The following is a 26,900-nucleotide window of genomic DNA, read 5'->3' as shown; positions in this document are numbered from 1 at the left end:
AAATTACAGCGCCATGGCCCAATACCAGTCTTTCCCGGATGCAGCCGGGGCTTCCCACACACTTGACAAGCTCAAGGCGCTGCTTCTGCCTGATCTGGAGGGCCGCGACTTCCTGGACGTAGGCTGCAACGAGGGGTTCTTTTGCGGGTTTGCCAAGTCTCAGGGTGCGCAACGAGTGGTGGGTGTCGACTACAGCCGCCTTTTCATCGAGCGTGCCCGCCAGCGCTTTCCCGATTGCGAGTTTCATAACCGGAGTTGGGACCAATTGCCTGCAGGCCCGTTTGACGTGATCCTGCTGGCTTCCGCCCTGCATTACGCTGAGGACCAGGCGGAACTGATTGGGCGTCTGGTGAACCTGCTGGCAGTCAATGGTGTGCTGGTGTTGGAACTTGGCATTGCTTCCTCCGACAAGAGCGAATGGGTCAAGGTGGAGCGCGGCATCGACGAGCGCTACTTTCCGACCATGCCGAAGCTGCGTGAGATATTGCGGGGGTATGCTTGGAAATGGATGGGACCCAGTATTGCCCAGGCCGGCGACCCGGTGCGCCGGCATGTGATCCATGTAAGCCGTCGTCGGCCGCTGGCCTACCTTTTGATGCAACCCCCTGGATATGGAAAGTCCAGTATCGCCGCTTCGTTGTTCGAGCCGGCAAATGTCCTGATAGTTTCTGGTGACCAGAAAGCGTCGCTTGTCGCCCAGGGCAGGTTGGATGCATCGCCAGCATTGTACGAAGCCTTGTCCCGCAACTACTCTCCATTCACGCTGGACCAGGCGATTCAGCAGGTCTTCGACCAGGGGCTGGGCGATGAGCTGGTTCGTTTGTGGGCGAGTGAGGCCGATGGCAAGGATTTTGCGGTAGATGGATATGTGCCGGCTCAGTATCACGCTGACGTCGAGCGTATATTGTCGGAATCGGGCTATCTGCCCGTGCAGATATGCTGGGAGCGATACGGGCCGAGTCCCTTGCCTGGCGAGGAGCTGGCGAAACGGGCCGAAGCATTCTATCTCTCGCTTGGCGATGTTCTGCCGGATCCTGTTGTTGGTGAGGACAGCCGATATGCGGCGGTGGGATTCGTTGATGAGTTGAAGCTTACCGGCAACACGTTGCGGATCCGTGGCTGGGCGGTGGATGGCAATGGTTCGCTGCCGCAACAACTGACGGTAAAGGCAGGCACGAAGTCCTGCCTGGTGGACAGGTTCGAGAAGCAGTTGCGGCCCGATGTGCAGAAAAGCATGTCCACCAGTCACGCCCTGCTTGGCTTCGTGGCTGATCTGTCACTGGATCCGGAAGATGTGGATGACGGTATTCTCGATGGTTTTGAGGTTCTGCCAGCTCATGAAGGCGTAGCACAAGGTTATCCGTTGAGCATTGCCAAGACGGTTGGGGAGTTATTGGCATCCGGCGACATCGAGCGTCTGCGGGGTTGAGCGGGAGAATGGATGCAGACAGGAGACCGGCTGGTTGGTATGCCATCGATGTAGGCCTGAATGCGCCGGTGAAAGACGGTCGTCTTGTCATCAAGCCGGATTACGACAGCGGGGACGGAGCCCCGAGCAACGAGTCTATCGTCGTTCAAGTGGACACCGGGGGAGTGAAGCGTCTGCAACTGGTCTTCCCGTTGCGTAGCCCGGCCTTAAATATCGAGTTCGAGGTTGATGATGATGACGGCGTGCTGAGTGACGCGCTGTCTGGTTTCGATCCCCGGCCCATCAGTAAATGGAAGGCTGCCTGGCAGGTGTTGGCGGGCCGACCGGGCCGATTTTCCGCCGCCGGTATCGTCGGTGCGTTGCGTGCCTGCTGGAATCTGGTGCACGCGGCCGTTGTTTCGCGCATGTCCGGCATCAAGGATGGCGTGTGGCGGCACTATCTTGACGCCAATGGGATAATAGACCGTCAGGAGTTGCATTCGAAACTGCAACTGCGCCGAAGCGTTCTGGGACCAGCCATGATGACATGGCTGGTCCCGGTATCGCAGTTGGAGCGCATTGTATCGGAACTGGGCGGCAACTCATGGAAGTGCACGGGCAACGACCCGCAATTTCTAGTGATGGGCAGCACATTCCGGCTGCCTGCAGGTTGGTACTGGTTCGAATGTCGTTTGCTGGACGACAGGCGCCGGATCATTGCCCCGTGCCTTTTCCCGGATTACGGCAGTGGCCACATCCAGGCGGACGCCATCGAGTTGCCTACGCCTGACCAGACCGGTTGGATTCGCGGGTTGGTACTGTTGGCGCATGATGTGCAGTCACTCCGCTTCGACCCAACTACAAACTGTACGGAATTCAGTCTGCAGGATTGCCGCTTGCTGAGGATATCGAGACTGCGTGCATTGTGGGATTTGCTGCGCAGTGAATCGGAGGGTGACGAGACCGATTGGAAAGAAATCCGTAAAGCATTTGTGGATTTCCTTTATACAGTAAGAGCGTCCGGACTTCAGGCGGCGGTACAGCAACGGCATGACCGCTTAAGGGCACGCTACGTACCGGGTCGGCTTGATTACCGGCGTTGGGTTTCGAGTTACGACACTGTGCACGGTGATGACCTGGACAGGCTGCAGAAGCGTGCCGCAGGCATGGGAAACGGACCACTGATCTCGGTCCTGCTTCCGGTATACGAGACGCCGGAGAGGTGGTTGCGGCAATGCCTGGATAGCGTATTGCGGCAGACGTACCGGAACTGGGAGTTGTGCATTGCCGACGATGCGTCCTCTTCGAGGCACGTGCGCAAGGTACTGGACGAATACGCGGCGAAGGATGACCGGATCCGCGTAGTGTACCGCGACAAGAACGGGCACATCGCGGAAAGTTCCAATACTTCGCTGCAGATGGCCCAAGGCGAATTCGTTGCCCTTCTGGATCATGACGACGAATTGCAGGTGCACGCGTTGGCAAGCGTCGCCGAGGTGATTGTCAATGATCCAAGTGTCCGATTCATCTATTCGGACGAGGACAAGATAAACGAATTGGGGGAAAGGTTTCATCCCAACTTCAAACCGGACTGGAATCCTGACCTTCTGCTGTCACAGAACTACTTGTGCCATCTGGCGGTGATCGACACTGCACTTGCGCGGGAGGCTGGTGGATTTCGCAAGGGCTATGAGGGCAGCCAGGATCATGACCTTTTCCTGCGCTGCACTTCGTTTTTGCATGCGGAACAGATTGCACATATCCCGAAGATTCTTTACCACTGGCGTGCCATAGAAGGTTCTACGGCGCTGCACCGGGACGAGAAGGATTATGCGGCAGACGCAGGCCTGAAAGCGGTGCACGATCACATGCGCAAGGCGTGCCCGGGCGCAGCGGTTGAGGGGTTGCCACATGGACATTATCGCGTGGTATGGCCGCTGCCGTCTCCACAACCTAAAGTGAATATCGTTATTCCCACCCGCGACAGGGCAGGCCTGCTTGAGACATGCATTGAAAGCCTATTGTCGAAAACGAAGTATTCGAACTTCGAGGTCGTAGTCGTCGACAATGGGTCGGAAGAGCCAGATGCACTGCAATATCTGGCTAAACTGGCAACGTACCCCAAGGTGCGCGTGTTGTCTTATCCGTATCCATTCAACTTTTCCGCCATCAATAATTTCGCGGTTCGACACTGTGATGGCGAATTGCTGTGCTTAATGAACAACGATATTGAGGTGGTTAAACAGGACTGGTTGAGCGAGATGGCTGCTCACGCATTGCGTCCAGAGATTGGTGCAGTTGGTGCGATGTTGTACTACCCTGATGGCAACATTCAGCATGCCGGCGTGATATTGGGGGTGGGCGGAGTTGCCAACCACGCGTATTGCCACTCTCCCAAGGGTTACCCTGGGCATGGCGCCCGTGCACTCGTAGCGCAAAATTTATCCGCAGTGACTGCGGCTTGCTTGGTCATCCGCCGTAGTGTTTATGAGTCTGTCGGCGGGTTGGATGAACGCCTGAAAGTCGCATTCAACGATGTTGACTTTTGCTTGCGGGTTGGTGAGGCTGGATATCGAAATCTCTGGACCCCGTTCGCGGAACTCGTACATCACGAGTCGGCAACTCGTGGGGCTGATGAAAGCGAAGATCGCCTGGCGCGCTTCCACTCCGAAGTAAGGTTCATGCAAGAGCGCTGGAAAGATGTCCTTGAGCATGACCCTGCTTACAACCCGAATCTGGCCCTCACGGGTTGGGGGGAGGACTTGGCATTCCCTCCCAGGACTGCCTGACGCAGGATTTATCTCCCATCAATTCGGTTTTGACAATGCCTGTTTCGTATTGGTGTAAGTGAACCATCGGCCTGTTCAGCGGCAAGTTGTACACGGCAAGGGTCCAAGTCATTTTTGTCTAGAACCAGTTTAGCCTTGAATCCGGACCTCATGGCGGGCGGCGAATGCAGGGCGTTGGCAACATCCGGACGGGAGAGGCCTGTTGGAATGGTCCCGATCGACTGTCCATCCAGGAGTATCCAGATGCGCACGGCGGGGGTTTTCCGGCTGGCATCGATGCCCCATCCACGAACTTCGATATTCCCGCTTTTGATATTGAAGCTGTCCACATGGCCAGCTGGGGCATTAAGGATCGTTGGCCGTGAGGAACTGGCAGGGGGGAATGCTGGAATGTGTATTTCCATGATGGCGGGCTCGGTGAACTTCGCTGACTGTGAGAAGGTGAGTCGTGGCGGAGAAATGGCAATCAGGTACGAAGCAGTCAAGCAGTAGCCTACGAACAGGCTACGAACAATCGCATTATTTCTCCATGCCTGGAAGGCCAGGACGAAAAATCCAGGCAATGCATAGTTGTAATAGCGGGGTTGCAATGCGGCGAACACTCCATGCAGCTGGTATCCGCGAAACACGACAATGAAATGGACGAGCATGGTAGCCAACATCGCTACCAGGAAAGCGACTGCCGTTGCATATCCGTACCATGCCGTGGGCGACGATCGTGCCTGTCGTCGGTGATGCGGGAAACTGATAGATGCGAGAAACGCCAGTGTTGCAAGTATCAGCATGGCATAAAATACGTGCGTGTCATGCTTATCGAACACGATCAGGGACTGGTGCGAGGCGATCATGGGAAGACGTGCCCACATCTGTCTGAAGGATTCGGCGGCGGATTCAGTCAGTCCCACTGGGCTGTCAGGTGGTCCCAGCTCGGTATAAAGTTCGGCGCTTTTCGGAAAGGCACTCCCATGGTGTATTACCGTAGGAATGAAGTAGGTGCCTGCAATGACGATCACCATCATGGTGGGGGCAATTGCATGGATCCACTCTTTGCGAGACCTGTAGGAATATAGGTGGAAGCCAAGGAGAATGCCGAGAAATATCAACAGGAACAATCCGGCCGTCGCTTTTGTTAAGAGCGCCATTGCAAGCCCTGCTGCGGCTATCCAGAATGCCGCTCGGGAGTTTTTCCTAAGAAGGCTAGCACCGAAGCCTGAAATGGCCACGGAAAGATAGCCAAGGTTGTCATTGTTGATGCTGCCAGCAAGGTAGGGGAACATGGGAATTGCCATGGTTCCAGCAACCATGGCGACAAGTGTGGTGGAATTCAGCCCGAGGTTTTTCCCGGCCAGGATCCAGAGGCCCATGCCGAGCGAAAACAGGGTGGCGCTGAATAGCCTGTAGGGAAGCGGGTTCTCGGACGGGGCGTCCCAGCCAAGCGTCTTGCCGGCCAATGCGGAAGCGGTGTAGTAAAGCGGCGGGTGGCCCAGGTAGTTTCCGCGGCTTCGGCTAGGCAGTATCGTGGCGTTGGCGTAGTCGGGTATCAGGCCTTTGCCTGTGTAGATGTCGTCTATATAGCTGATATGTGCCCATTCATCGGGTGGAGCCCCGACGGGAGTGGTGTCGGCCTGTATCCAGGCACTGGAAAAAGTGTATATGGCAAGCGCAAGCGCCAATAGAAATTCCGGTCGGAATAGCGATGACAAGGCCTGTCGTAAGGGGAATCCCGATGCTGGTTCGGGCTCACCGTGCATAGGGCGAACCTTGATGATGTTCGATTTTCTGTATTCGCCAGTTGATCTTTTCCAGAAGCTTGCGATTAGTCGAAATCAGTTCCGAGATCAGTCCCAGCATCCACATCATCCCCCCCAGTACGATGCAAAGCGAGGCTAGGATCAGGGATTGGATGTGCCCGTCCCCGGAGCCTGACAGGAAGAAGTACAGGAAGCGGAAGGCCAGCAGTCCACCTGTTGAGGTCATGAGTAGTCCTGACCAGAAAAAAACATGCAGCGGCCTGTAAATCAATACCACCCGTATTATCGTCGTCAGCGAACGACGAACATAGCTGAAAATGCTCTTGACAAGTCGTGATGGGCGCAAATCTTCATTGGTGCGGATCGGTACCGAAATGACCCTGAGATTGCTCAGGCCCGCCTGGATGATCGTTTCAAGTGTGTAGGTATATGCATTGAATACATTCAGGCGCATGGCAGTTTCCCGGGAAACTGCACGAAATCCGCTTGGTGCATCTTTTACATCGGTTTTGCTGGCTATGCGTACGGCCCAGCTTCCAAGGCGTTGCAATTTTTTTTTCAGCCAGGAGAAGTGCTCCGTGCTGTCGATAGGCCGCTCGCCAATAACCATGTCGGCTTCACCGCTCAGGATTGGGGCCGTCAATTTCGGGATATCTTCGGCCCTATATTGGTTGTCTGCATCCGTATTGACGATGACATCGGCATTCAGGCGCAAGCAAGCATCAACTCCAGTCATGAAGGCCGTGGCCAAGCCGCGGTTCGCCGGGTGGCGGACAATGTGGTGAACGCCCAAGGACTTGGCGACCAGTGCCGTATCGTCGGTCGAGCCATCATCTATAACCAACCACTCAACTTCATCAAACCCATTGATTTTATTAGGTAATTCCGAGATCGTGGTGGCCAGGGTGGCGGCTTCATTGAGGCAGGGAATCTGTACGATGAGCTTCATGGGGCATGGTCTTGGTGGGCTAAGGGATGATACCGGTTCCCGCTGGTGCCGGCAGGATCATGCGAATGAAGCCCTTCGGGCAACCCGTGAGTGGGTTCACATCTTCAAGACATGCTTGTTGTCTAATATTGGGAGGCTCCTCCTCAGAAGCCGCAGGGGGCGCTTGGCTGCATTTGGTGCCGAGTTGCGCATATGCTTGAAGTTCCTTGTTCATAAAACGTAAATGCACGGAGGTCCACGTGCGGTTTTCCTTACTTGCAGGTCTTGTCCCAGTCGTGTTGCTTCTCTCTTGCACTACGGGGGGAGAGGATGGTCGTGATTCGAAATGGCATCCAGTTGACAGGGGAGGGGCGGTCGCGGTTACGCAAAGCCCAGGTGCTTTGTCGCATACTCCTGTGATGGAAGAGCGGAGGCGCGTGTTCGCCAACCTGCCAGATCGAGGACAACTGCTGTCATTCGGAGATGGGGTGCGCCAGCAGGGGGCATACAAGCTCTACCCGGTGAAAGTGAGTGAGGAACATGCATTCCGTGCCGTTGCTACCGGGCGGATGTCAATCCCGAAACCGGATGGCAGTGCGCTTGAACTGCAGTATGAGCGACATGAGGAAAGCCCAGATGGGAATTGGTCATGGATAGGACGCGTTATCGATGGTGACCAAGCTCAAGAGGCCATCATTACTTTTGGCGAGAATGCAGTATTTGGATCGATTCCCCAAGGAAATGGCCCAGCGCTCAGACTGGTAACGCAAGATGGTCTGGCTTATGTCGCGCAGCCGGATGCCACAAAGCTGAAAAGCGCGCGCCTTGCAGCGACGGATATTGCCATGCCAGGCGGCTTGGATATCGACGCGGCAGCATACTCGCTTGTAGAGCAGGCTGAGGGCAAGGTGAACGCGTCGAGCTCGGAGGATGTTCAAGGTCAGCAGGCCAGTGCGTCTCTTGCGAGACAAGATATGGCTTCATCTTCGAGTAGGGTTTCAAGTGCGGCTGATTCCAGTTCTGCCGTGACAATCGATCTGGTCGCAGGTTATTCGAATGGCATCGTGTCACGGGTGGGCAGCCAGTCTGCGGCCGTGACCTTGCTCAACAATCTGGTTTCAATTTCAAATCAGGCGCTGAGTAACAGCAACGTCGATGCCAGAATCCGGTTGGTGCACTCGGTGGCGGTAGCCTATGCCGACAACACCAGCAACTCGGTGGCATTGGAGGAGCTGACAGGAAGCGATGGCGCCAGTCCGATCTCGGTACCTACATCATTACAGGCATTGCGAGAGGCCCGGGAGGAATATGGCGCGGATCTCGTGACTCTGGTTCGGCAGCTGAAGCAGGAGCAGGAGGGATGTGGTATTGCATGGCTCCTTGGTGCAGATCAGGAGGAGATAGTCCCTGCCATTGATGCGTCATTCGGGTATTCCGTTGTCAGTGATGGGGAGTACACAAGTGGAGGTAGTACTTACTACTGCGACGACATCTCTCTGATTCATGAAATGGCTCACAATATGGGCTCTGCTCATGATGAGTCGAATGCACTGGATGATGGCGGGGAACTAGTCTACGGGCGGTATCCATACTCGTTTGGGTACAAGACAAGTCCTGCTGGAGGTAATTTCTATACGGTCATGGCGTATGGCGACAATAACCAGACGCTGTACCGCTATTTTTCGAACCCGGATGTATCTGCGTGTGGGGGAGTGGCTTGCGGGATTAGCGACCATGCAGATAATGCCAGGAGCTTGAGGCAGACAGTTTCCATCATTGCATCCTTCAGAGCGACCAAGGTCGATGAGGGAGGGGACGCTGGCGACGATGGAGAGTGGCTCGCATATGCGGGGGATTTGGATGCGGACGGAGATGAAGATCTTTTGTTCAATAATGCGGGCTTGAATGAAGTCAATTTCTGGAAGCTGCAGGGTTTGGCGGTAGCCGGGACGGGTTCAGCCAAGGAGACCAATGAAGATGATGCATTGGGTGCCGTCGGTGATTTCAACGGAGATGGAAAGCTGGATACGGTGTGGTCCACCCCCGAAGGCGATTTGTGGATGTGGCTGGGCAATGGCAGCGATCTGGCCGCCAGCAGCATAAAGCTTGCTGTAGGGCTTGGCGCTGGCTGGAAGATGGCTGGTGCGGGAGACATCAATGGTGACGGCAAGGACGATCTGCTGTTCACAAACCCAGTGGCATACCGTTATACCTATTGGATTATGAATGGAGCGACGATCATAAGTCGCCGTGCATCTGTGCCCGCAGGGAAGAATGGCGACACGCTGGTTGCGCATGGGGATTTCAACGGAGACGGAAATCTGGATTTGCTTTGGCAAACTCCTAAGCGCGAGTTGTGGATGTGGATGGGGAATGGTTCCCATCCGTATGCTTCATATAAGAAGATTGCAACACTTGGGGCTGGTTGGGGGATTGAGCATGCCGGTGATGTTGATGGGGATGGGAAAGACGATCTCGTATTCATTAACCCATCACCTAATCGGTATACCTACTGGATCATGGATGGGCCAAATGTTTCTAGGCAGTCTGCGGTCATAAGATTGAATGCAGGCGATGAATTGATGGCTGGGGGGGACTTCAGCGGCGATGACAAGCTGGATCTGCTCTGGAAAACAACAAAGGGTGACATGTGGGTGTGGTTGGGTAATGGAAATGCACTGTCGTCGAGCTACAGAAAGATAGGCAATGTTTCTTCGTTGTAGGTTCGCCCATAGCAGCGCCACTGGCAATGGATTCAATCGGAAGATTTGATTTTCTTTTCATAGAGCCAGGCGATGGAAAAGGCAGCTCCATCCCCAATGGTTGTTGCAAGACGAAAGAAGAGCGCGGAGGTAGTGGCAACATCTTTTCCTGCCATAGGCCCAAGGGCAAGTACAATAACTGCCTCTCTGACTCCCAGTCCGGCAGGCGCTCCAGGAGCAATAAATCCCGCCAGCCATGCGACCGCATAGGTTCCGACTGCCCAGACGAGCTGGATCTGGTTTGATGCCGGCAAGCTTTCGGCTATCAGCCACAGTGCTGAACCTCCCAGGACGAAGGAGCCGAGATAAAGGGCTATGCAGGCCAGCATGCGACGAAGGTTCTGAATATTCCCGAGGGCGCTGAGTCCAGACACGCCTGCGAATTTCCGTAGGCCTCTTCGTACTCGCCGCGATCCGGCATATGCAAACAGCGCGACGGCTGAAAGCGTCAGCCCGGTGATCGTCGCCAGCCTCGCGCTTTGTTCAAGGTGTTCCTCATACTGTCGAATCAGGGTAGTGAGTGGCTCCAGGACCAGGAGCGCGGCAAGCAGTGCCGCAATGAGCAGTGCCAGCATGTCGATAGCCGCGGTAGCCACGGTGGTCGCAGGCGGTATTCCGGCGCGATTGGCGAGAACCACTCTTCCGATATGGTGTGCCACATTGCCTGGTGCAAATTTGGCAATCTGCGACTGCATGATGATCCTGGTGGACTTGCCCAAGGATATGTGAGTCGAAGCCATCCTCAATGCAAGTTGCCAGCTTTTCCCGCTGGTGGCATAGGTCGAGAGATAGAGTGCCATTGAGCCAAGGAACGCAACTGTGAAGGCAGGCGTTCCAGGAAATTCCCGAATCGTTTTCCAGTAGGCGACGACCTGGCTGGAAAAAAAGTAGAGGCAAAGCAGCGTCGCTGCGAGCCCCAGCCATTTCCCTGCAGTTTTCATCGGTTCGTGCGTGATAGCAGGAAAACGTAAGTTGGAAGGATCGGATAGAGCGGAACTGTCACGGGCCACAGCCGGGATGCGGCGCGTCCCAGCCTCTTGCTACTGCTTTCCTGGGCAAGCAGCAATTGCAGTGCGTCGAAAGAAACATCCCACCATGCTAGGCCAGCCTTCTTGAACATTCGCCTCAAGGCCAACGGGCCCAGAGGTTCGCAGTCGTAGTGCTGGGTGTTGCGGAAGGCGTGCAGGTAGCGATCGGACCATGGATGCGGCAGCCAGCTGAGCAAGGGGAGTCGATAGTGTGCTTCATAGAGACTCCAGCGGTTTGGCACGGCCAAATACGCAATGCCTTGGCGGTCCAGTACACGGCGGATTTCTCGCAAGTGGGAAATCTGCGCGCCACGATCTCCGACATGTTCAAGCACGTGATTGCTGATGACAATGTCGAGAGTTTCCTGTTCGAATGGGAGAATCGTACTTTGAACCTTTTGGAATGCAAATGAAGGTGGGGCGACGAGATTGTCCGTGGTGTCAACGGCGTGGACCTTCCCATGCGGGATCACGGTTGAAAAGTACGAGGCGATCATCCCCGAACCCGTCCCGATTTCCAGCAAGTTACGGCAATCGATTATGCGCTGTCGACCCAAGATTTGTTCGATTTTCCTGGCCTTCCTCCATCTGGAGGGCATATCCAAGATGGCGTGCGGATGGCGTGGCAGCGGCGAGTGTTTCATGACTTCTGTGCTGTGCCACAAAAATCGATGATGTCTTGGGACATACTTGACCAGCTGTTTTCTTCCACAAACCTCTCGATGTGCGGCCTGCATGCAAGAGCATCTGCGCGGCTGATGCGGCTAATGCTATTCGCCAAGGCAGATGCCGAACCTGGCGGCACCAGCCATCCAGTTTGGTTATCTATCACGACATCTTTCAGTCCGCCAACGGAAGAGGCCAGAATCGGCTTTCCATAATGAAAAGCCAAGGATGCAACGCCACTTCCGGTTGCGCTCAGGTAAGGGAGTACGACGATATCCGCTCGGTCAAAGTATTCAGCAGACTCTGTATCGCTTGCGTAGCCCAAGCATAGGTCTACACTTGGAATAAGCTGGCAAAGAGATTGCAGTTCATGTGGATCTGACCAGGATTCGCCCGCGATTGTAAGATGAATTTCGGAGTCTTGAAGCCGGTCCAGTGCGGAGATCAGGATCTCCAGGCCCTTGTATGGGCGGATGAAACCAAAAAATAGGATTTCAAGTTTTCCGCGCTTGGGCAGGATCCCAGTTGGTTCCGGGAATTGGCCGTATATCGGATGTGGCCGCTGTAGGACGGGCTTGTCCGGCCAGCGATACTCGAGTTGTTTGCGTTGCTCTTCGGAGTGAACGATATAGCCGTCTGCCAGCGCCAACACTTGCCAAGACAGCCACGCTCTAAGCTTGCTTGCCCCATGATCGGCGAGGTTATGGCATAGGAAAACGCAACTAATGCCTTGTTTGCTCAGGCGCTTTGCCAGCAGTGCGAAGGGCATGGCCCAGACGATGGTCCACCAGCTGATTATCGTGACCTTGCAGCCATCCATGGCAATCCTATCGGCGGCGCGCAGCCAACTGACAGGCGAAAATATATCTAGACAATAGTTTGCTTGTTGGTCTTTCTGGTCTTCCTGACCTGGCTCTAAGTCGCTCTTGCCTGGATATATCCAATTAGGGTACTGCCGTTTAAATGAGATCAGCGTCAGTGCGCAGGAGTTGCGTAATGCGTGTGCAAGTTGAGTTGTGTATTGGGAAATGCCGCCACGGTAGGGTTTGATGGGCCCTACTAGAGCTAGTTTCACGGTTGGAATATCCCTGCTTGGCATTGGGCAGGTATCAAAGTAAGGCTTCCATTTCCGGCAGCAGTGCAAACAGATCACCAACGAGTCCGATATCGGCGACCTCGAAGATCGGGGCGTCGGGGTCCTTGTTGATCGCCACGATGGTGCCGGCGTCCTTGATGCCGGTCAGGTGCTGGATCGCGCCGGAGATGCCGACGGCGATGTACAGCTCGGGGGCGATGATCTTGCCGGTCTGGCCGACCTGCAGGTCGCTGGGAACGTAGCCGGCGTCGACCGCGGCGCGCGAGGCACCGACGGCAGCGCCGAGTTTGTCGGCCAGGGCGTAGATGATCTTGAAGTTCTCTTCCGAGCCGACGCCGCGGCCGCCGGAGACCACGCGCTTGGCGCTCTGCAGGTCGGGGCGGTCGGACTTGGCCGCGGACAAGCCGAGGTGGCGGGTATGGGTGGGCAGGGTCGCCGAGGGGCTGACCGCTTCGACCGTGGCGCTGCCGCCCTGGGCCGCTTCCGGCCACGAGGCGGTGCGCACGGTGGCGACCACGGTCTGTCCGGCTGGGGCCTCGACCGTGATGATGGCGTTGCCGGCATAGATGGGCCGGGTGAAGGTGGTCTGGCCCTCCACCGTCATCACGTCCGAGACCTGGCTGACGCCGAGCAGGGCGGCCACGACCGGGACCAGGTCCTTGCCGAAGGTGGTCGAGGGGCCGAAGACATGGGTATAGCCGGCGGCCAGCTCGGCGATCTGCGGGCCCAGCACCTGGGCTACGGCCTGGGCGTTGGCCGGATGGGCCACGGCCAGCACCTTCGACACGCCGGCGATGCCGGCGGCCTGGGCGGCCACGGCCGACGGATCGTCGGCCAGCACGACCACGTCGATCGCCTCGGGCTGCAGGGCGGCCGCGGCGCTGACGGTCTTGGAGGTGGAGGCGTTGAGCTTGCCGTCCAGATGTTCGGCGATGACAAGTACCTTGGCCATTACAACAACCCCTTCTGCTTGAGTGCGGCGACCAGTTCGGCCGCATCCTTCACCATCACGCCCTTGCTGCGCTTGGCCGGCGGGGCGTAGGCCGTGGTCTTGAGGGCATCGCCAGACTCCACGCCCAGGTCCGCCAGTTGCAGCGTCTCCAGTGGCTTGCTCTTGGCCTTCATGATGTCGGGCAGCTTGATGAAGCGCGGCTCGTTCAGGCGCAAGTCGGTGGTGACCACCGCCGGCAGGTCGACTTCCAGCGTCTCCAGGCCGGCGTCGACTTCGCGGGTCACCGTGGCCTTGCCGTCGGCGATCTCGAGCTTGCTGGCGAAGGTCGCCTGCGGGCGGCTCCACAGCGTGGCCAGCATCTGCCCGGTCTGGTTGGCGTCGTCGTCGATGGCCTGCTTGCCCAGGATCACCAGGTCCGGCGACTCCTTTTCGACCAGCTTGAGCAGGGTGCGGGCGGCGGTCAGCGGCTGGATGGGCTGGTCGGTGACCACGTGGAGGGCGCGGTTGGCGCCCATGGCCAGACCGTTGCGCAGGTGGGCCTGGGCGTCGGCCGGGGCGATGGTGGCGACCACGACCTCGGTGGCGATGCCCTTGTCGCGCAGGCGCAGGGCCTCTTCCAGCGCGATCTCGTCGAAGGGGTTGGGCGAGAGCTTGACGCCCTCGGTGACCACGCCGGAACCGTCCGGCTTGACCTGGATGCGGACGTTGTAGTCCACCACCCGCTTGTAGGCGACCAGAATCTTCATTCTGCGAGGGGTTCCTGTATGGGGACGTCAGTGATGCCCGCATCGATGCGGGCCGGATTCCGATTTTAGCCGGCTGCTGGTGCCCGTGCGAGTCCGTATGGCGCTGCGGCCAGGGTTTCGGCCAGCTGACGGGCGAAGCGGTCGGCACTGCCGGGGGCCTGGTGGAAGAACAGCGAGGGCTCGGTCAATTCCAGTTCCAGCAGGCAGGGCCGGCCATCCGGACCCGGCAGCAGGTCGACCCGGGCGTAGGTCAAGGGTGTGTCCAGGTGCAGGCAACGGGCGGTGGTTTCCAGAATTCGCTCGGCCAGCTGGCGCTGTTCCGGACTGGCTTCGGTGGTCCGGATATCGCCCAGCGCCATCGGCGCCTGTCGGGCGCCACCGCCGTCCGGGGTCAGTTGCGCCCCCTTGCGGATGGCGTGGCTGAACTCGCCGCTGAAATACAGCAGCGCGGTTTCACCGGAGGTATCGACCCCGGCCAGATAGGGTTGCAGCATCGCGCTGCGATCCTGTTCCAGCAGCCGGGCCAGATGGTTGCCGGCGGCGAAATTCTGGTGGCGCGCGTAGCGGAGGGTGTCGCGTGCGCCGGCGCTGATCGCGGGCTTGATGACGAATTCGTCGGCGTCCAGTCCGGCCAGGAAGTCCGTCAAGGCCTGCATCGGCTCCTCGTCGGGCTCGACGAAACGGGTCCGGACGACCGGGAGCCCGGCGGCGGCCAGGTCGGCCAGGTAGTGCTTGTCGGTGTTCCAGCGCACCACGGTGGACGGGTTGAGCAGTCGCGTCGAGCGCTCCACCCGCGCGCACCAGGCCAGGAATTCGGGCAGGCGCTCGGTGTAATCCCACGGCGAGCGCAGCAGCGCGGCATCGAAGCGCGCCCAGTTCACCGTGGCATCGTCCCAGGCCAGCGCGCGGGCATGCAGCCCGGCATCGGCGCAGGCGTCCAGGAGCGGAATCAGGTCGTCGTCATGGCCGGTCGCGGCCACGGCGGTCACCAAGGCAATACAGTTCATGGCTACAGTGTACGGTCGTGCGGTTTTGCATGGCAGTCATTGCCCATTGCCCGAAAGTACCGGTGGCGGGACGGAGACAGCTGGGTAGAATGCGGCTCTCCCTCCGACGATCCGGATGCCGCACATGACACCGAATCCCGCCGCTGTTCCGCCATCAGGCACGGGCAGGCAGAAACTGTATCCCGACGCCGATGCCGCCCTGGCCGGCATCGTGGCCGACAACCAGACGCTGGCCGTTGGCGGTTTCGGTCTGTGCGGCATCCCCGAGGCGCTGATCGCCGCCCTGCGCGACAGCGGCGTCAGCGGCCTGACCGCGATCTCCAACAACGCTGGCGTGGACGGCTTCGGCCTCGGTCAGCTGCTGGAGACGCGGCAGATCCGCAAGATGATTTCGTCCTACGTCGGCGAGAACAAGGAGTTCGAGCGCCAGTTCCTGTCCGGCGAGCTGGAGCTGGAGTTCAATCCCCAGGGGACCCTGGCCGAGCGCCTGCGCGCCGGCGGGGCCGGGATTCCGGCGTTCTATACCCGCACCGGCTACGGCACCGTGGTTGCCGAGGGCAAGGAAACGCGCCAGTTCGGCGAGCACTGGTACGTGATGGAGACCGCGCTGATCGCCGACGTGTCCCTGGTCAAGGCTTGGAAGGCCGACAGGGCCGGCAACCTGGTGTTCCGCAAGACCGCGCGCAACTTCAACCCCGCCTGCGCGATGGCCGGCAAGGTCTGCGTGGCCGAAGTCGAGGAACTGGTGGAGATCGGGCAGATCGATCCGGATCAGGTCCACCTGCCCGGCATCTACGTCGACCGCATCGTGGTCAACGCGACGCCGGAGAAGCGCATCGAGAACCGTACCGTTCGCCCGGAGGACAAATAATGGCCTGGACCCGCGACGAGATGGCCCAGCGCGCCGCCCGCGAACTCAGCGATGGCGCCTATGTGAATCTGGGCATCGGCCTGCCGACCCTGGTGGCCAACTACATTCCCGAGGGCATGGACGTATGGCTGCAGTCCGAGAACGGCCTGCTGGGCATCGGCCCGTTCCCGACCGAGGCCGAGGTCGACGCCGATTTGATCAATGCCGGCAAGCAGACGGTGACGGCGCGGCCGGGCGCCAGCTACTTCGGCAGCCACGACTCCTTCGCGATGATCCGCGGCGGACACATCGATCTGGCGGTGCTGGGGGCGATGCAGGTCACCGACACCGGCGATCTGGCCAACTGGATGGTGCCGGGCAAGATGGTCAAGGGCATGGGCGGGGCGATGGATCTGGTCGCCGGGGTCAAGCGCATCGTGGTGCTGATGGAGCACGTGGCGAAGGACGGAAGCCACAAGATCCTGCCCGAATGCACGTTGCCGCTGACCGGGGTCGGGGTGGTTGACCGCATCATCACCGACCTGGCCGTGTTCGACGTGACCGCCGAGGGGCTGGTGCTGCGGGAAATGGCCGACGGGGTCAGCGAGCAGGAGCTGAAGGACAAGACCGGGGTGTCGTTCGTGGTAGTGGCGTGACTTGCACAGGAATGTTTGTATCGCAATGACTGCATGACCATAGGAACGGCGCAAGCCGCGATGGGGTTTCGGTAGAAATTGTGACTGGCTTTAAGCGGGTGCGCACGCCTCCCAGCGTGGTTCGCGCCGTTTCTACGGTCTGGCGGCGAGCGGGGTGTCGATCCGTTTGATGTCTCGTATGTGCATGCCGGCCGTGGCAATGGTCGCATTGATCAGGCGTTCGACGGCGTGTGCCATGGTACCGTCCAGCTGTCCGGACTCGTCCTCGAACTCCCAGTCTTCGATGTGGACGTCCAGTAGTGGGCGCAGCGCCCTAAGTCGCAGCCAGTACATACTGCCGGCGATGAATTCGGCATCAGCTGCCAAGTCGATGCCGATGCGGTTCATCAGATGGTGGACATTGGCCGCGTTGGCGCCCCAGAAGTAGCTCAAAGGCTGCAGTTGTCCCTCGGGGGCGACCAGGCCCAGCTCCGGATCGGTACTAAAGGCGTCCAGAATGGCATGCGCGCGTCCTGGCTGCAGCAGGCTGCTGATCAGTTCCCTGCGCCAAGTATCGCCATCTTTTCGGTGGGGGGATTTTTTGGTGTGTAGTTTCAGCACGATGTCGGTGCCCTCGTCGAGCAGACGATAAGCCACACGCAGGAATGGCAGGATATCGCGCCCGCGGTTTTCCATGGCTTCGGTCTCGGCATCGACACCCAGTTCCGCGAGCTTCGCCATCACTTCGGCTTTGCGTTCGTGCGAGGTGGTGACGACCAGCCGCCAGTCGATGCCGCTCTGCTGCAAAGCTTGATGGATTTCTTCCAGTAGCTCCGGATACCAGACATGCACAACGGCGCAAGGGCGCGGATCGGCGGAAACCGGCGGGTTTGCATGCAGCGCCTGCCGGGTGGCTTCAAGCCAGGCGTGACCAAGACGCGCGTCCGGTTCCAGTACCGCGCCTTCGGCCCACTCGTTCCAAGCATTTATGAAGACAAGGCGCTGCGCTTCTGGCACGGCGGCCAAACGCTTGTGAACGGTGTCATGCAGCCAATCCCGGTAGCCATACGGGGAGGCGTGTTGATAGATGCGACCTGCCCCCGGACGACGGGGCTCATTATCCCAGCCGCAATTCACACCCGGAAATAATGAGTAGTCCGGCATGGATTTCTCGCGCATTTCATTGGCCAGCGCGCGCCAATCCAGCACTTGTCCTTTGAACTCCGGATTCAACAATGCCTGTTTGGAGGTTATGTCGGGTGGAGTGCTGAGGTTTGGAGGGAACTCGACGGCGGAATCGAAACCGATGTTCGCCGGAGTCGGGCGTTCGAAGGATTGAACGTAAGCCAGGTGAATTTCGCCAACGCCATTGTCTAGACACCATTTCCGCCAACGACTGGCGGTAGCCTTGGCATCAGGCAGCAGTCCGGGACGGTACAACAACAACAGAGGCCTGCCCTCCATGCGCAGATAGCGAGGGTCGCGCAGATAGTCCGCGATGTGGGCAATGAAGGCGATATCGTCATCGGGATTGTGTTGCTGGTCGATCAGGATATCGCTGGAGCGGCCATCCCAGCTGCGGGTCCATTTCTCGTTGGCCCAGCACAGGCAAATCGGGAAGTCCAGCGATGCATCCTCCAGCCACTGCCTGGCGGGCATTTCCAGCAGCGTCTTGCCGCCGAACCAGTAGAAGTACATGCAGAAGGCGCCGATGCCGTATTTCCGTGCAAGACACATCTGTTCGCGCAGGACATCCGGGATTCGCAGGTCGTAGTAGCCGAGATCGGCAGGCAGGCGAGGCTGCGCATGGCCTTCGAACTGTGGCAATGCACGAGTCACGTTGCGCCATTCGGTGAAACTTTTTCCCCACCACTCGTCGTTTTCCGGGATGGGGTGGAACTGTGGCAAGTAGAATGCCACCAAGGTGGCCGGTATCGTGTCAGGCAAGCTGCCGGGTGTGTGGCCGATGTAACCCAATGCGGGTTCGTCCGAGCGGATCCTGGGACGATGCTGCTGCGTGCCATGATCCGGCAAGATGCCAGCCGCCGGAGGGGGAACGAGTCCCGAAAATCGTTCGAGGAATGATTGTCTCAGCTGGTCACGGCGGGCTTCGGAGACGGGAAGCAGTCTGAAACCGAAGCGCAGCAGGTAGAACAACGACGACGTCAGTCGTGTCCGGATCGTAGTCTTCATCGCGACATGATCGGGGATTGACGGGTAACGGTCCAGATTTCAGGCGGATGCCGGATGCGGTGCCATTGACGGGTACTGGGGCATGTGATTCAGGAGTCCAGTTGCTGGGTCAGAATCCAGCCAGTCAAGGCGTTGGTCAGCGAGGTCAGCGAGGTTTCGAAGGCAGCCGTGACCTGCGCGGGTTCCGTACCTGCGGACGGCGCTGCTTGCAGGAACGTCTGTGACGCCACCACGTGCTGGTCGCGGGAGTTCAGCAGCTTGGCGTTGATCTCGATGACGGCGCTGGGGACGGCCTGGCCGGCGTAGTCGGCTTCGAAGCGGCGGATGTCCATGACCAGTTTGTAGTCGGCGCGGATGCCGGTATCCAGGCGGGCTACGGCGGGCATGCGCCCGGAGTCCTCCAGGGCCCGCAGCACGGCGTTCTCGACCAGGTCGGTGGCCGGCTGCGCCCAGCTGACGCCGCGGTAGACCTGCAGCTCGTCGGGCGTCGGGCGAACCAGTATCCGTGGACTGTCGATCATCCGCGCCGCGGTCGGGCGGGCAATGGCCAGCGACCAGTCTACCTGCGGCCAGGCAGGGTCCGGCGCGACCCTCACGTCCGGCGCGTACAGGGTGATGGCGCTGCTAGGCGGACCACCACTGAGGATCGAACAGCCGCCAAGCGCGGCCATCAGCAAGCCGCTGGCGACAGCCCGAAAGAGGGTGCGCCTCGATGCCGGCGTCTGCCTCGAGCGACCGCTGGCGAAAACAGGATGCGGGGTTCGCTGGCTCACGGTTCGAACTCCTTGGGCGCGTCGCGGCCCAGCAGGTAGCGGGTCGGATTGGTTTCCAGCCGGTCGCTGATCTGGCGCAGGTCGCGGACCAGGCCGCGCAGTTCGCCCAGGGTCGGCCCGAGCTGGGCCAGGCCGTCGTTGGCGAAGGAATTGATGGCGGCGCGGTTCTCGCCGAGGATGGCATCGGCGTTGTCCGCGGCCGAATCCAGCTTGGCCAGCGTGCTGTCCAGGCGGTTGACCAGTTGCGGCAACTGCTGCACCAGGTTCTGGTCGAGCCGCTCGAGGGTGCCGTTGGTGCTGGCAAGCGTAGTGTCCAGTTTTTGCGCCGCCTGGCGCGCGCTGACGATCAGTTCCTGCAGGTCGTCCTTCTGCGCGGCGATGGAACTGCTGATCTCGTCGAGGTTCTTCAGCGTATCGCCGATGCTGTTGACGTTCTCCTCGCTGAACACCAGGTCGAGGCGATCGACCAGACGGTTGGCGGTATCGGTGATGTTCTGCAGCGCCGAGGGCGTGGTCTTGATGATCGGTGCGTCGCGGTTGTCCACCGCGCGCAGCCACGCCGCCTGCGGCGAACCGCCGCTGAGCTGGATGATGGTCGGTCCGGTCAGGCTGGTGATGGCCAGTTTGGCGCGGGTATCGACCTTGACCGGGGTGCGGGCGTCGATGCGCAACCGGGCCACGACCTTGCGCGGGTCGTCCGGCGCCAGGGTGAGCCCGGTGATGGAGCCAACCGAGATGCCGTTGTACTGCACCGGGCTGCCGGTCGACAGCCCGGTCACGGCCTCGTTGAAGACCACCTCGTATTCCTGCCAGGTGCGTTCGGAGGAGTATTTGGCGGCCCACAACCCGAACAGCAGCAGCGCGGCCGCCACGATCAGGGTGAAGGCGCCGATCAGGACGTAGTTGGCCTTGGTTTCCATGGTCTCGGCACTATCCGGTAGTGGAGAAGGATACTTCGGTATCGCGGCGCGCGGCGCGCGCGCGTGGGCCGTGGAAATATTCGCGGATCCACGGGTGGTCCATGCGTTCGATCTCGTTCAGCGGCGCGTTGGCGATCACCTTGCGATCGGCGAGCACGGCCACGCGGTCGCAGATGGCATACAGCGTGTCCAGGTCGTGGGTGATCAGGAACACGGTCAGACCCAGCGCATCGCGCAAGGTCCGGGTCAGATGATCGAAGGCCGAAGCGCCGATCGGGTCCAGTCCGGCGGTCGGTTCGTCCAGGAACAGCAGCGGCGGATCCAGCGCCAGTGCGCGCGCCAACCCGGCGCGCTTGCGCATGCCGCCAGACAGTTGCGCCGGCAGCTTGTCCAGCGCGTCGGCCGGCAATCCGGCCAGCTTGATCTTCAGCAGCGCCAGTTCGTAGCGCCAGCTGTCGGGCAGGTCCGGGTGGTGCTCCTTCAGCGGAACCTCGACGTTTTCGCCGACGCTGAGCGAGGAAAACAGCGCGCCATCCTGGAACAGCACGCCGGTATTGCGTTCGATCTGGCGGCGGATGTCCGGATCGGACGATCGCGCATCCACGCCCATGACCGAAATTTCTCCGGCATTCGGATGGCGCAGTCCCAGGATCGAACGCATCAGCACCGATTTGCCGGTCCCGGAGCCGCCGACCACGCCGAGGATCTCGCCCGGATACACATCCAGGTCCAGGCCATCGTGCACGACCTGTTCGCCGAAGCGGTTGACCAGGCCGCGGACGCGGATGATCGGATCTGCGGATGAGATGTCGGAAACGATCATCCGTTCACCAGTCCATGTGCATGAACCACAACGCGGCCAGTGCGTCGAGGATGATGACCAGGGAAATGGTCTGGACCACGCTGGAGGTGGTGCGTTCGCCGACCGATTGCGCGGTGCCCTTCACCTGCAACCCTTCCAGGCAACCGATCAGGCCGATGACCAGGGCGAACACCGGCGCCTTGGACAGGCCGACCAGGAAGTGCCGCACCTCGATCGTTTCGTGCATTCGCGCGATGTACATCTGCGGCGGGATGTCCAGGTCGAAGGCGCCGACGGTGACGCCGCCGGCCAGGCCGGCCATCATCGCGATGAAGGTCAGCAGCGGCAGCATCACCAGCAGGGCCAGCAGGCGCGGGATCACCAGCAGGTCGATCGGGTCCAGGCCGAGCGTCTGGATGGCGTCGATCTCCTCGCGCGATTTCATCGCGCCGATCTGCGCAGTGAAGGCGCTGGCGGTGCGGCCGGCCAGCACGATGGCGGTCAGCAGCACGGCGAATTCGCGCAGGAAGGCGATGCTGACCAGTTCGACCACGTAGATCTCCGCGCCGAAGTCGCGCAAGATGGTCGAGCCGAGGAAGGCGATCACCGCGCCGACCAGATACGACAGCAACGCCACCAGCGGCATTGCGTCCAGCCCGACCTGCTCCATGTGGTGGACGGTGGCGGTCAGCCGCAGCCGCCGCGGTTCGCGCAGGATGCGCAGCAGCTTGACCAGATTCTCGCCAAGGAAGCCGAGCAACAGGCGGATCTCCTGGCCGTTCTCGTACATGCGCCGGCCCAGGCGGTCCAGCGCGGCCAGGAAGCCGTAGTCGCGGCGCGACTTGGGGCGTTCGTCGCCGACGTCGTCGATGACCCCGACCAGGGCCTGGTGGTCGCGGCGGAAGCTCAGGTTCTCCAGCGGCAGGCCGCGGCGCTTGGCGAAGCGAAGCAATTGCAGCACGCCGGCCGAATCGACCCGGTCGATTCCGGTGGCATCCACGCGGACGACCTGCTCGGGCAGTCTTTTCAGGATATCGGCCAGCGAGACGGCGTTGGCCAGCGTCCACGTGCCCGACAGCCTGACCCGGGCCGGGTCGGCTTGGTCGACATGGCATTGCGGGCGGGCGCGGTCGATCGTCATATCGCTTGGCGGCCAGAATACAGGCTATGCCGACAAACGGCGATCAACGCCGCCTAGAATATGCCGATGCCGCCTTCCGAATCCGACGCCACCTACGCCCAGCGCATTGCCTTCGTCTGCGAGATCGCCGCGCGCCTGCATACCTACGGCACCACGGCGCAACGGCTGGAGGGCGCGGTGGAGGTGCTGTCGCGTCGCCTGGGGCTGGATTGCGAGCCGTGGTCGAATCCGACCGGGGTGATCCTGAGCTTCAGCGACCCGGCCCGGCCGCTGGGCCTGAGCGATACCACACGGGTCATCCGTCTGGCGCCCGGCGAGAATGATCTATACAAGCTGGGCGAGGCGGACCGGATCGCCGAAGCGGTGGCCGTTGGCGAGATGAGCGTGGCCGAAGGGCACACTGCCCTGCGCGCGCTGGACCGGCCGCACAGCCGGCGCTGGCGTCTGGTCCAGCTCGGCGCCTTCGCGCTGGCGTCCGCCGCGGTTGCCGGCTTGTGGCGGTTGCCGTGGCTGGATATCGCCACCGCGTCATTGATCGGTCTGGTGATCGGCCTGTTCGCGCAGATCACCGAACGGCGGCCGCAGCTGAAGGAAGCCAGCGACGCGATTTCCGCGCTGCTGGCCGGCCTGCTGGCCGTGCTGGTGGCGTATTTCGTCGCGCCGTTGAATCTCAACACCGTGGTCATCGCCTCCCTGGTCGTGCTGCTGCCGGGCCTGACGCTGACCAATGCGGTGAACGAACTGACCAGCCAGCATCTGGTGTCGGGCACCGCGCGCTTCGCCGGTGCGATCACGACCATGCTCAAACTCACCGTCGGCACCCTGATCGCGCTGCAACTGGCGCATTGGCTCGGGCTGGAACCGGCGGTCCGTGCCAGCCGTCCGCAACCGGGCTGGGTGGAGTGGGTGGCGCTGGCGGCCGCAGCCTATGCCTTTGCCCTGCTGTTCCGCGCGCATCGGCGGGACATTCCATGGGTGATGGCCGCGGCCATCGCCGGCTACCTGATCTCGCGCTTTGTCGGCCTGACGCTGGGTAGCCCGGTCGGGATCTTCGTTTCGGCGCTGGCCCTGACCGCCGCCGGCAACTTGTTCGCGAGGAAGCTCGGCCGTCCCGGCGCGATCATCCGCGTGCCCGGCATCATCATGCTGGTGCCGGGCAGCATCAGCCTGCGTGGGCTGATGAACCTGACCCAGCAGATCGATGGCGGGGCAGTCGAGGCGCCGTTGCTGACGGTGCTGTACGTGGTGATGGCGCTGGTGGCGGGTCTGCTGTTCGGCAACCTGCTGGTGCCGGCGCGGAAATTCCTGTAGCGGGCAGCCGTAGATTCCCTTCGCCGTCGCGGCCGGTAACAACGGCTGCATGTTCGGTCACGGCATGTTTGGTCACGGGGGCGAGGAAACGAAAATGCCGGCGCAAGCGCCGGCATTTTCATGAAAACGGGATCGACGCTTACTTGCGCTTGATCAGGAAATCTTCCTTCTTCTTGCCCTTGGCGGTCAGCGCGGCCATCCAGCGCGGCTGCTTGCCGCGTCCGGTCCAGGTTTCCTTCGGATTGGCAGGGTTGCGGTATTTCGGCGCGACCTTGCCGAGCTTGCGCGGTTTCTTGGTCGTCGCGGCCTTTCTGGCGGCGCGCGCGGGAGCCTTGCCTGCGGAGCCGAATACCTCGGCGACGGTATAGCCTTCCTTCTTCAGGAAAGCATTGATCTGCTTGCGGATGGTGCCGACCGGACGGCGCTTGGCCAGCTTGGTCTGCTGCTTCTTGGCTTGCGAAATCAGCGTGGTCAGTTCTTTGGCCGACAGGCCGTTCAAATCGATGGACATCAATATCTCCGAATCATGGATGGATGACGCCATTCCATGGCGCGCATAACCAATGATAATCGCGAATTAATGCGATGGGAAATCCGGCGATTAACGTGAGAAACGGATAATCGGGAAAATCCGGGGCGAATTGCCCCGATCCCGCTCAACCGCACAGTTTTTCCAGCAGTGCGTCATGCGCGAGATTTTTGGCTTCGACAGCGTTGCGGGCGCGATATTCGTAGCTGCCGGCGGCCAGGCCGCGCTCGGAAACCACCACCCGGTGCGGGATGCCGATCAACTCGATGTCAGCGAACATCGCGCCGGGGCGCAGGCCGCGATCGTCGAGCACGGCGTCGATGCCGGCGTCGAGCAATTCCTGCAGCAGGGCTTCGGCGGCGGCGGCTACTTGCGCATCCTTCTTCGGATTGATGACGCACACTGCCACCGTCCACGGCGCCATCGGCTCGGGCCAGACGATGCCGTTGTCGTCGTGGTTCTGCTCGATCGCCGCGGCGACGATGCGCGATACGCCGATTCCATAGCAGCCCATGGTCGGCACCAGCGATTTACCGTTCTCGTCGAGCACGCTGAACTGCATCGCCTCGCTGTACTTGCGGCCAAGCTGGAATACGTGACCGACCTCGATGCCGCGAGCGAGGCGGAGTTCGCCGCCGTCCTCGGCGCGATCGCCGGCGACCACGTTGCGGATGTCGGCGACGACCTCGGGTTCGGGCAGGTCGCGCCCCCAGTTGACCCCGGCGATGTGGAAACCGGCCGCGTTGGCACCGACGACGAAGTCGGCCATCGCTGCGACCTCGCGGTCGGCGACGATGCGGACGGGCTTCTTCGCGCCGATCGGGCCGAGGAAGCCGGGTTCGCAGCCTAGGTGCTCGAGGATTTCGGCTTCGCTGGCCATGCGGTAGCCGGCCAAGCCCGGGACCTTGGCCAGCTTGATCTCGTTGACGGCGTGGTCGCCGCGCACCAGCGCCAGCACGAAACCGTCGTCGGTCATCACCGCGACCGATTTCGCCGTGCGTTGCAGCGGGATGCCGAGCAGGGCGGCGACGTCCTCGCAGGTTTTCTGCGTGGGCGTTTCGACCTCGCGCATTGCTTCGGCGGCGGCCGGGCGCGGGTCAGGCGCGGCGGCGCGGGCGGCCTCGACGTTGGCGGCATAGTCCGAGCCGGTGGAGAAGGCGAGGGCGTCCTCGCCTGATTCGGCCAGCACGTGGAATTCCTGCGAGGCGTCGCCGCCGATCGCGCCGCTGTCGGCCTGCACCGCGCGGAACTGCAGGCCGAGGCGGGTGAAGATGCGCGTGTAGGCAGCCTGCATGTTGCGGTATTCGAGCTCCAGGTCCTCGTCGGCGACATGGAAGGAATAGGCATCCTTCATCACGAATTCGCGTGCGCGCATCACCCCGAAGCGCGGGCGGATCTCGTCGCGGAACTTGGTGTTGATCTGGTAGAAATTGACCGGCAGCTGCTTGTAGCTGGACAGCTCCTGGCGGGCGAAATCGGTGACTGCCTCTTCGGCGGTCGGGCTGTAGCAGAACTGCTGGTCCTTGCGGTCGGTGATCTTCAGCAACTGGCCGCCGAATTTTTCCCAGCGTGCGGTTTCTTCCCACAGTTCGCGCGGCTGGATCGTCGGCATAACCATCTCGATCGCGCCGGCGCGGTCCATTTCCTCGCGGACCACGGTTTCCACCTTGCGCAGCACGCGCAGGCCCAGCGGCGACCAGGCGTACAGGCCGGCGGCCAGCTTGCGGATCATGCCGGCGCGCAGCATCAGCCGGTGGCTGACCAGTTCGGCATCGGCCGGTGTTTCCTTGGTGGTGTGCAGATGGAATCGCGACAGGCGCATGGCGTGGGATCGAACGGCGGAAAGTCGCCATTTTGCCATGTGCCGGCAACCCGGGCCTGCTTCAGTTGCCGCGAACCTCGATCCCGCGCTCGGGATCGCGCGCGATGCGCTCGTAGGGACGTCCTTGCGGCGGTTGGTCGGTGATCTGCAGGGTGCCGGCGTCGTCGCGCCAGCGGTACAGCGCGGGGACCGCATCGCGCGCCTGTTCGGCAGCGGCCTGTTCGGCGCGCTGCTGCCTGGCTTTCGATTGCCCGGGCGCGTCCCGGGAAACCCACCAGGCTGCCACGGCGCCCAGCAGCAGTCCTGCAAGGACGGCCCAGGCCAGGCGCATCGGCTATTTGGCCGGGGCGGAGGTGCAGTAGGCCTTGACCGCGGCCTCGGCCAGTGCCTTCTGGTTGCCGCGTTCGGCGTCGGTCAGGATCTTGTCCGGCTTGCCGTCGCCATCGGTGTCCTGCTGCACCGGTGACGAACTGCTCAACGCCTGCAGGTTGAAGCGGGCCTGCTTGCATTGCGGACTCTCGTCCGGCTTTTCCTCGTCCTGGGCCTCGGCCACGGCGCTGCCACGGGTATCGATGCGGCGTTCCTTGGGGCGTTGCCCCGGCGGCGGGCTGTCGGAATAGTGGGTCACGCCACTGGAATCCTTCCACTGGTAGACCTTGGTGGACTGGGCCGCCAGCGGCGTCGCGACGAGCACGGTCGCCAGCAGAACGGACAGGCTGAACAGGGTACGCATGGCGGGTTCCATGGCTTGCTGGGCCCATGATTGCAGCATCGTCCGGCCGTGCTGGCAA

General features: G+C 60.8%; 23 protein-coding genes. 6 read left to right on the top strand and 17 right to left on the bottom strand.

The features are described 5' to 3' along the window. Positions 1 to 13 precede the first annotated feature (13 nt). Together CSC70_RS12705 and CSC70_RS12700 are read left to right on the top strand one after the other, a co-directional pair. Positions 14 to 1,429, top strand: coding sequence for a class I SAM-dependent methyltransferase (locus tag CSC70_RS12705; RefSeq protein WP_162457007.1), 1,416 nt, complete (start codon positions 14 to 16; stop codon positions 1,427 to 1,429). Positions 1,430 to 1,437: 8 nt separating this feature from the next. Beyond that, positions 1,438 to 4,197: a glycosyltransferase family 2 protein gene (locus CSC70_RS12700; RefSeq protein ID WP_162457006.1), complete on the top strand. Its 2,760-nt coding sequence runs from the start codon at positions 1,438 to 1,440 to the stop codon at positions 4,195 to 4,197. 8 nt (positions 4,198 to 4,205) lie between these two features. Here the strand turns inward: CSC70_RS12700 and CSC70_RS12695 are convergent, their stop codons facing one another. Together CSC70_RS12695 and CSC70_RS12690 are read right to left on the bottom strand one after the other, a co-directional pair. After that, the gene (locus CSC70_RS12695; protein WP_162457005.1) at positions 4,206 to 5,870 is read right to left on the bottom strand and encodes a hypothetical protein; all 1,665 of its coding nucleotides are present in this window, start codon (positions 5,868 to 5,870) and stop codon (positions 4,206 to 4,208) included. Positions 5,871 to 5,937: 67 nt separating this feature from the next. Then, positions 5,938 to 6,897, bottom strand: a complete 960-nt coding sequence (locus CSC70_RS12690) for a glycosyltransferase family 2 protein (RefSeq protein ID WP_162457004.1) — start codon at positions 6,895 to 6,897, stop codon at positions 5,938 to 5,940. Positions 6,898 to 7,313: 416 nt separating this feature from the next. On the opposite strand from CSC70_RS12690, the gene CSC70_RS12685 reads away from it, so the two are divergent. After that, the gene (locus tag CSC70_RS12685) at positions 7,314 to 9,599 is read left to right on the top strand and encodes a reprolysin-like metallopeptidase (RefSeq protein ID WP_162457003.1); all 2,286 of its coding nucleotides are present in this window, start codon (positions 7,314 to 7,316) and stop codon (positions 9,597 to 9,599) included. 32 nt (positions 9,600 to 9,631) lie between these two features. On the opposite strand, the gene CSC70_RS12680 is transcribed toward CSC70_RS12685, so the two are convergent. From CSC70_RS12680 to CSC70_RS12655, 6 genes are all read right to left on the bottom strand, one after another. Then, positions 9,632 to 10,579 carry a lysylphosphatidylglycerol synthase transmembrane domain-containing protein gene (locus CSC70_RS12680; protein ID WP_162457002.1) on the bottom strand — a complete coding sequence of 316 codons (948 nt, stop codon included), beginning with the start codon at positions 10,577 to 10,579 and terminating at the stop codon, positions 9,632 to 9,634. Then, the gene (locus tag CSC70_RS12675; protein WP_246189429.1) at positions 10,576 to 11,310 is read right to left on the bottom strand and encodes a class I SAM-dependent methyltransferase; all 735 of its coding nucleotides are present in this window, start codon (positions 11,308 to 11,310) and stop codon (positions 10,576 to 10,578) included. The genes CSC70_RS12680 and CSC70_RS12675 overlap by 4 nt, the downstream gene beginning before the upstream one ends. Further along, positions 11,307 to 12,407 carry a glycosyltransferase family 4 protein gene (locus CSC70_RS12670; protein WP_162457001.1) on the bottom strand — a complete coding sequence of 367 codons (1,101 nt, stop codon included), beginning with the start codon at positions 12,405 to 12,407 and terminating at the stop codon, positions 11,307 to 11,309. The genes CSC70_RS12675 and CSC70_RS12670 overlap by 4 nt, the downstream gene beginning before the upstream one ends. A gap of 34 nt (positions 12,408 to 12,441) precedes the next feature. Further along, a complete protein-coding gene (locus tag CSC70_RS12665; protein WP_162457000.1) occupies positions 12,442 to 13,380 on the bottom strand; it encodes an electron transfer flavoprotein subunit alpha/FixB family protein in 939 nt (312 codons plus the stop codon). After that, a complete protein-coding gene (locus CSC70_RS12660) occupies positions 13,380 to 14,126 on the bottom strand; it encodes an electron transfer flavoprotein subunit beta/FixA family protein (protein WP_162456999.1) in 747 nt (248 codons plus the stop codon). The genes CSC70_RS12665 and CSC70_RS12660 overlap by 1 nt, the downstream gene beginning before the upstream one ends. A 65-nt stretch (positions 14,127 to 14,191) precedes the next feature. Next, positions 14,192 to 15,133 carry an ATP-grasp domain-containing protein gene (locus tag CSC70_RS12655; RefSeq protein WP_211369487.1) on the bottom strand — a complete coding sequence of 314 codons (942 nt, stop codon included), beginning with the start codon at positions 15,131 to 15,133 and terminating at the stop codon, positions 14,192 to 14,194. Positions 15,134 to 15,257: 124 nt separating this feature from the next. Between CSC70_RS12655 and CSC70_RS12650 the strand changes: the two genes are divergently transcribed. Together CSC70_RS12650 and CSC70_RS12645 are read left to right on the top strand one after the other, a co-directional pair. Next, on the top strand, positions 15,258 to 16,004 hold the full coding sequence (locus CSC70_RS12650) for a CoA transferase subunit A (protein WP_162456998.1): 747 nt from the start codon (positions 15,258 to 15,260) through the stop codon (positions 16,002 to 16,004). Continuing rightward, positions 16,004 to 16,639 (top strand): CoA transferase subunit B, encoded by a 636-nt coding sequence (locus CSC70_RS12645; protein WP_162456997.1) that lies wholly within the window; start codon positions 16,004 to 16,006, stop codon positions 16,637 to 16,639. The genes CSC70_RS12650 and CSC70_RS12645 overlap by 1 nt, the downstream gene beginning before the upstream one ends. A 132-nt stretch (positions 16,640 to 16,771) precedes the next feature. On the opposite strand, the gene CSC70_RS12640 is transcribed toward CSC70_RS12645, so the two are convergent. The 5 genes from CSC70_RS12640 to CSC70_RS12620 form a co-directional block, all read right to left on the bottom strand. Continuing rightward, complete coding sequence (locus tag CSC70_RS12640; RefSeq protein ID WP_162456996.1) at positions 16,772 to 18,811, bottom strand: glycoside hydrolase family 99-like domain-containing protein; 2,040 nt, start codon at positions 18,809 to 18,811, stop codon at positions 16,772 to 16,774. Positions 18,812 to 18,900: 89 nt separating this feature from the next. Beyond that, positions 18,901 to 19,482 carry an ABC-type transport auxiliary lipoprotein family protein gene (locus CSC70_RS12635; RefSeq protein WP_162457068.1) on the bottom strand — a complete coding sequence of 194 codons (582 nt, stop codon included), beginning with the start codon at positions 19,480 to 19,482 and terminating at the stop codon, positions 18,901 to 18,903. Positions 19,483 to 19,580: 98 nt separating this feature from the next. Next, the gene (locus CSC70_RS12630) at positions 19,581 to 20,504 is read right to left on the bottom strand and encodes an MlaD family protein (protein WP_162456995.1); all 924 of its coding nucleotides are present in this window, start codon (positions 20,502 to 20,504) and stop codon (positions 19,581 to 19,583) included. Between the two features lie 10 nt (positions 20,505 to 20,514). Next, positions 20,515 to 21,327, bottom strand: coding sequence for an ABC transporter ATP-binding protein (locus CSC70_RS12625; RefSeq protein ID WP_162456994.1), 813 nt, complete (start codon positions 21,325 to 21,327; stop codon positions 20,515 to 20,517). A 4-nt stretch (positions 21,328 to 21,331) separates the two neighbouring features. Further along, the gene (locus CSC70_RS12620; protein ID WP_162456993.1) at positions 21,332 to 22,447 is read right to left on the bottom strand and encodes an ABC transporter permease; all 1,116 of its coding nucleotides are present in this window, start codon (positions 22,445 to 22,447) and stop codon (positions 21,332 to 21,334) included. 60 nt (positions 22,448 to 22,507) lie between these two features. Between CSC70_RS12620 and CSC70_RS12615 the strand changes: the two genes are divergently transcribed. Continuing rightward, on the top strand, positions 22,508 to 23,758 hold the full coding sequence (locus CSC70_RS12615; RefSeq protein WP_162456992.1) for a threonine/serine exporter family protein: 1,251 nt from the start codon (positions 22,508 to 22,510) through the stop codon (positions 23,756 to 23,758). Positions 23,759 to 23,897: 139 nt separating this feature from the next. Here CSC70_RS12615 and CSC70_RS12610 read toward each other — a convergent pair whose 3' ends face one another. From CSC70_RS12610 to CSC70_RS12595, 4 genes are all read right to left on the bottom strand, one after another. After that, positions 23,898 to 24,269, bottom strand: coding sequence for an H-NS histone family protein (locus CSC70_RS12610; RefSeq protein ID WP_162456991.1), 372 nt, complete (start codon positions 24,267 to 24,269; stop codon positions 23,898 to 23,900). A 145-nt stretch (positions 24,270 to 24,414) separates the two neighbouring features. After that, a complete protein-coding gene (locus CSC70_RS12605; protein WP_162456990.1) occupies positions 24,415 to 26,109 on the bottom strand; it encodes a proline--tRNA ligase in 1,695 nt (564 codons plus the stop codon). 61 nt (positions 26,110 to 26,170) lie between these two features. Then, positions 26,171 to 26,440, bottom strand: a complete 270-nt coding sequence (locus tag CSC70_RS12600; protein WP_162456989.1) for a DUF4124 domain-containing protein — start codon at positions 26,438 to 26,440, stop codon at positions 26,171 to 26,173. A 3-nt stretch (positions 26,441 to 26,443) separates the two neighbouring features. Further along, on the bottom strand, positions 26,444 to 26,842 hold the full coding sequence (locus CSC70_RS12595) for a DUF4124 domain-containing protein (RefSeq protein ID WP_162456988.1): 399 nt from the start codon (positions 26,840 to 26,842) through the stop codon (positions 26,444 to 26,446). Between the last annotated feature and the right edge of the window lie 58 nt (positions 26,843 to 26,900).

The sequence above is a fragment of the Pseudoxanthomonas kalamensis DSM 18571 genome, from assembly GCF_010211745.1.
In the GTDB taxonomy this organism is placed as follows: Bacteria; Pseudomonadota; Gammaproteobacteria; order Xanthomonadales; family Xanthomonadaceae; genus Pseudoxanthomonas_A; species Pseudoxanthomonas_A kalamensis.
Note: the sequence above shows the minus strand (reverse complement) of the source record. Positions and strands in the feature narration are given on the sequence as shown.

Bases quoted from the DNA above. Each gene is read 5' to 3' on its own strand.
- CSC70_RS12705 (WP_162457007.1), top strand. From the start codon at position 14: ATGGCCCAATACCAGTCTTTCCCGGATGCAGCCGGGGCTTCCCACACA.
- CSC70_RS12700 (WP_162457006.1), top strand. From the start codon at position 1,438: ATGGATGCAGACAGGAGACCGGCTGGTTGGTATGCCATCGATGTAGGC.
- CSC70_RS12690 (WP_162457004.1), bottom strand. From the start codon at position 6,897: ATGAAGCTCATCGTACAGATTCCCTGCCTCAATGAAGCCGCCACCCTG.
- CSC70_RS12680 (WP_162457002.1), bottom strand. From the start codon at position 10,579: ATGAAAACTGCAGGGAAATGGCTGGGGCTCGCAGCGACGCTGCTTTGC.
- CSC70_RS12675 (WP_246189429.1), bottom strand. From the start codon at position 11,310: ATGAAACACTCGCCGCTGCCACGCCATCCGCACGCCATCTTGGATATG.
- CSC70_RS12665 (WP_162457000.1), bottom strand. From the start codon at position 13,380: ATGGCCAAGGTACTTGTCATCGCCGAACATCTGGACGGCAAGCTCAAC.
- CSC70_RS12660 (WP_162456999.1), bottom strand. From the start codon at position 14,126: ATGAAGATTCTGGTCGCCTACAAGCGGGTGGTGGACTACAACGTCCGC.
- CSC70_RS12655 (WP_211369487.1), bottom strand. From the start codon at position 15,133: ATGAACTGTATTGCCTTGGTGACCGCCGTGGCCGCGACCGGCCATGAC.
- CSC70_RS12650 (WP_162456998.1), top strand. From the start codon at position 15,258: ATGACACCGAATCCCGCCGCTGTTCCGCCATCAGGCACGGGCAGGCAG.
- CSC70_RS12645 (WP_162456997.1), top strand. From the start codon at position 16,004: ATGGCCTGGACCCGCGACGAGATGGCCCAGCGCGCCGCCCGCGAACTC.
- CSC70_RS12640 (WP_162456996.1), bottom strand. From the start codon at position 18,811: ATGAAGACTACGATCCGGACACGACTGACGTCGTCGTTGTTCTACCTG.
- CSC70_RS12635 (WP_162457068.1), bottom strand. From the start codon at position 19,482: ATGGCCGCGCTTGGCGGCTGTTCGATCCTCAGTGGTGGTCCGCCTAGC.
- CSC70_RS12630 (WP_162456995.1), bottom strand. From the start codon at position 20,504: ATGGAAACCAAGGCCAACTACGTCCTGATCGGCGCCTTCACCCTGATC.
- CSC70_RS12625 (WP_162456994.1), bottom strand. From the start codon at position 21,327: ATGATCGTTTCCGACATCTCATCCGCAGATCCGATCATCCGCGTCCGC.
- CSC70_RS12620 (WP_162456993.1), bottom strand. From the start codon at position 22,447: ATGACGATCGACCGCGCCCGCCCGCAATGCCATGTCGACCAAGCCGAC.
- CSC70_RS12615 (WP_162456992.1), top strand. From the start codon at position 22,508: ATGCCGATGCCGCCTTCCGAATCCGACGCCACCTACGCCCAGCGCATT.
- CSC70_RS12610 (WP_162456991.1), bottom strand. From the start codon at position 24,269: ATGTCCATCGATTTGAACGGCCTGTCGGCCAAAGAACTGACCACGCTG.
- CSC70_RS12605 (WP_162456990.1), bottom strand. From the start codon at position 26,109: ATGCGCCTGTCGCGATTCCATCTGCACACCACCAAGGAAACACCGGCC.
- CSC70_RS12600 (WP_162456989.1), bottom strand. From the start codon at position 26,440: ATGCGCCTGGCCTGGGCCGTCCTTGCAGGACTGCTGCTGGGCGCCGTG.
- CSC70_RS12595 (WP_162456988.1), bottom strand. From the start codon at position 26,842: ATGCGTACCCTGTTCAGCCTGTCCGTTCTGCTGGCGACCGTGCTCGTC.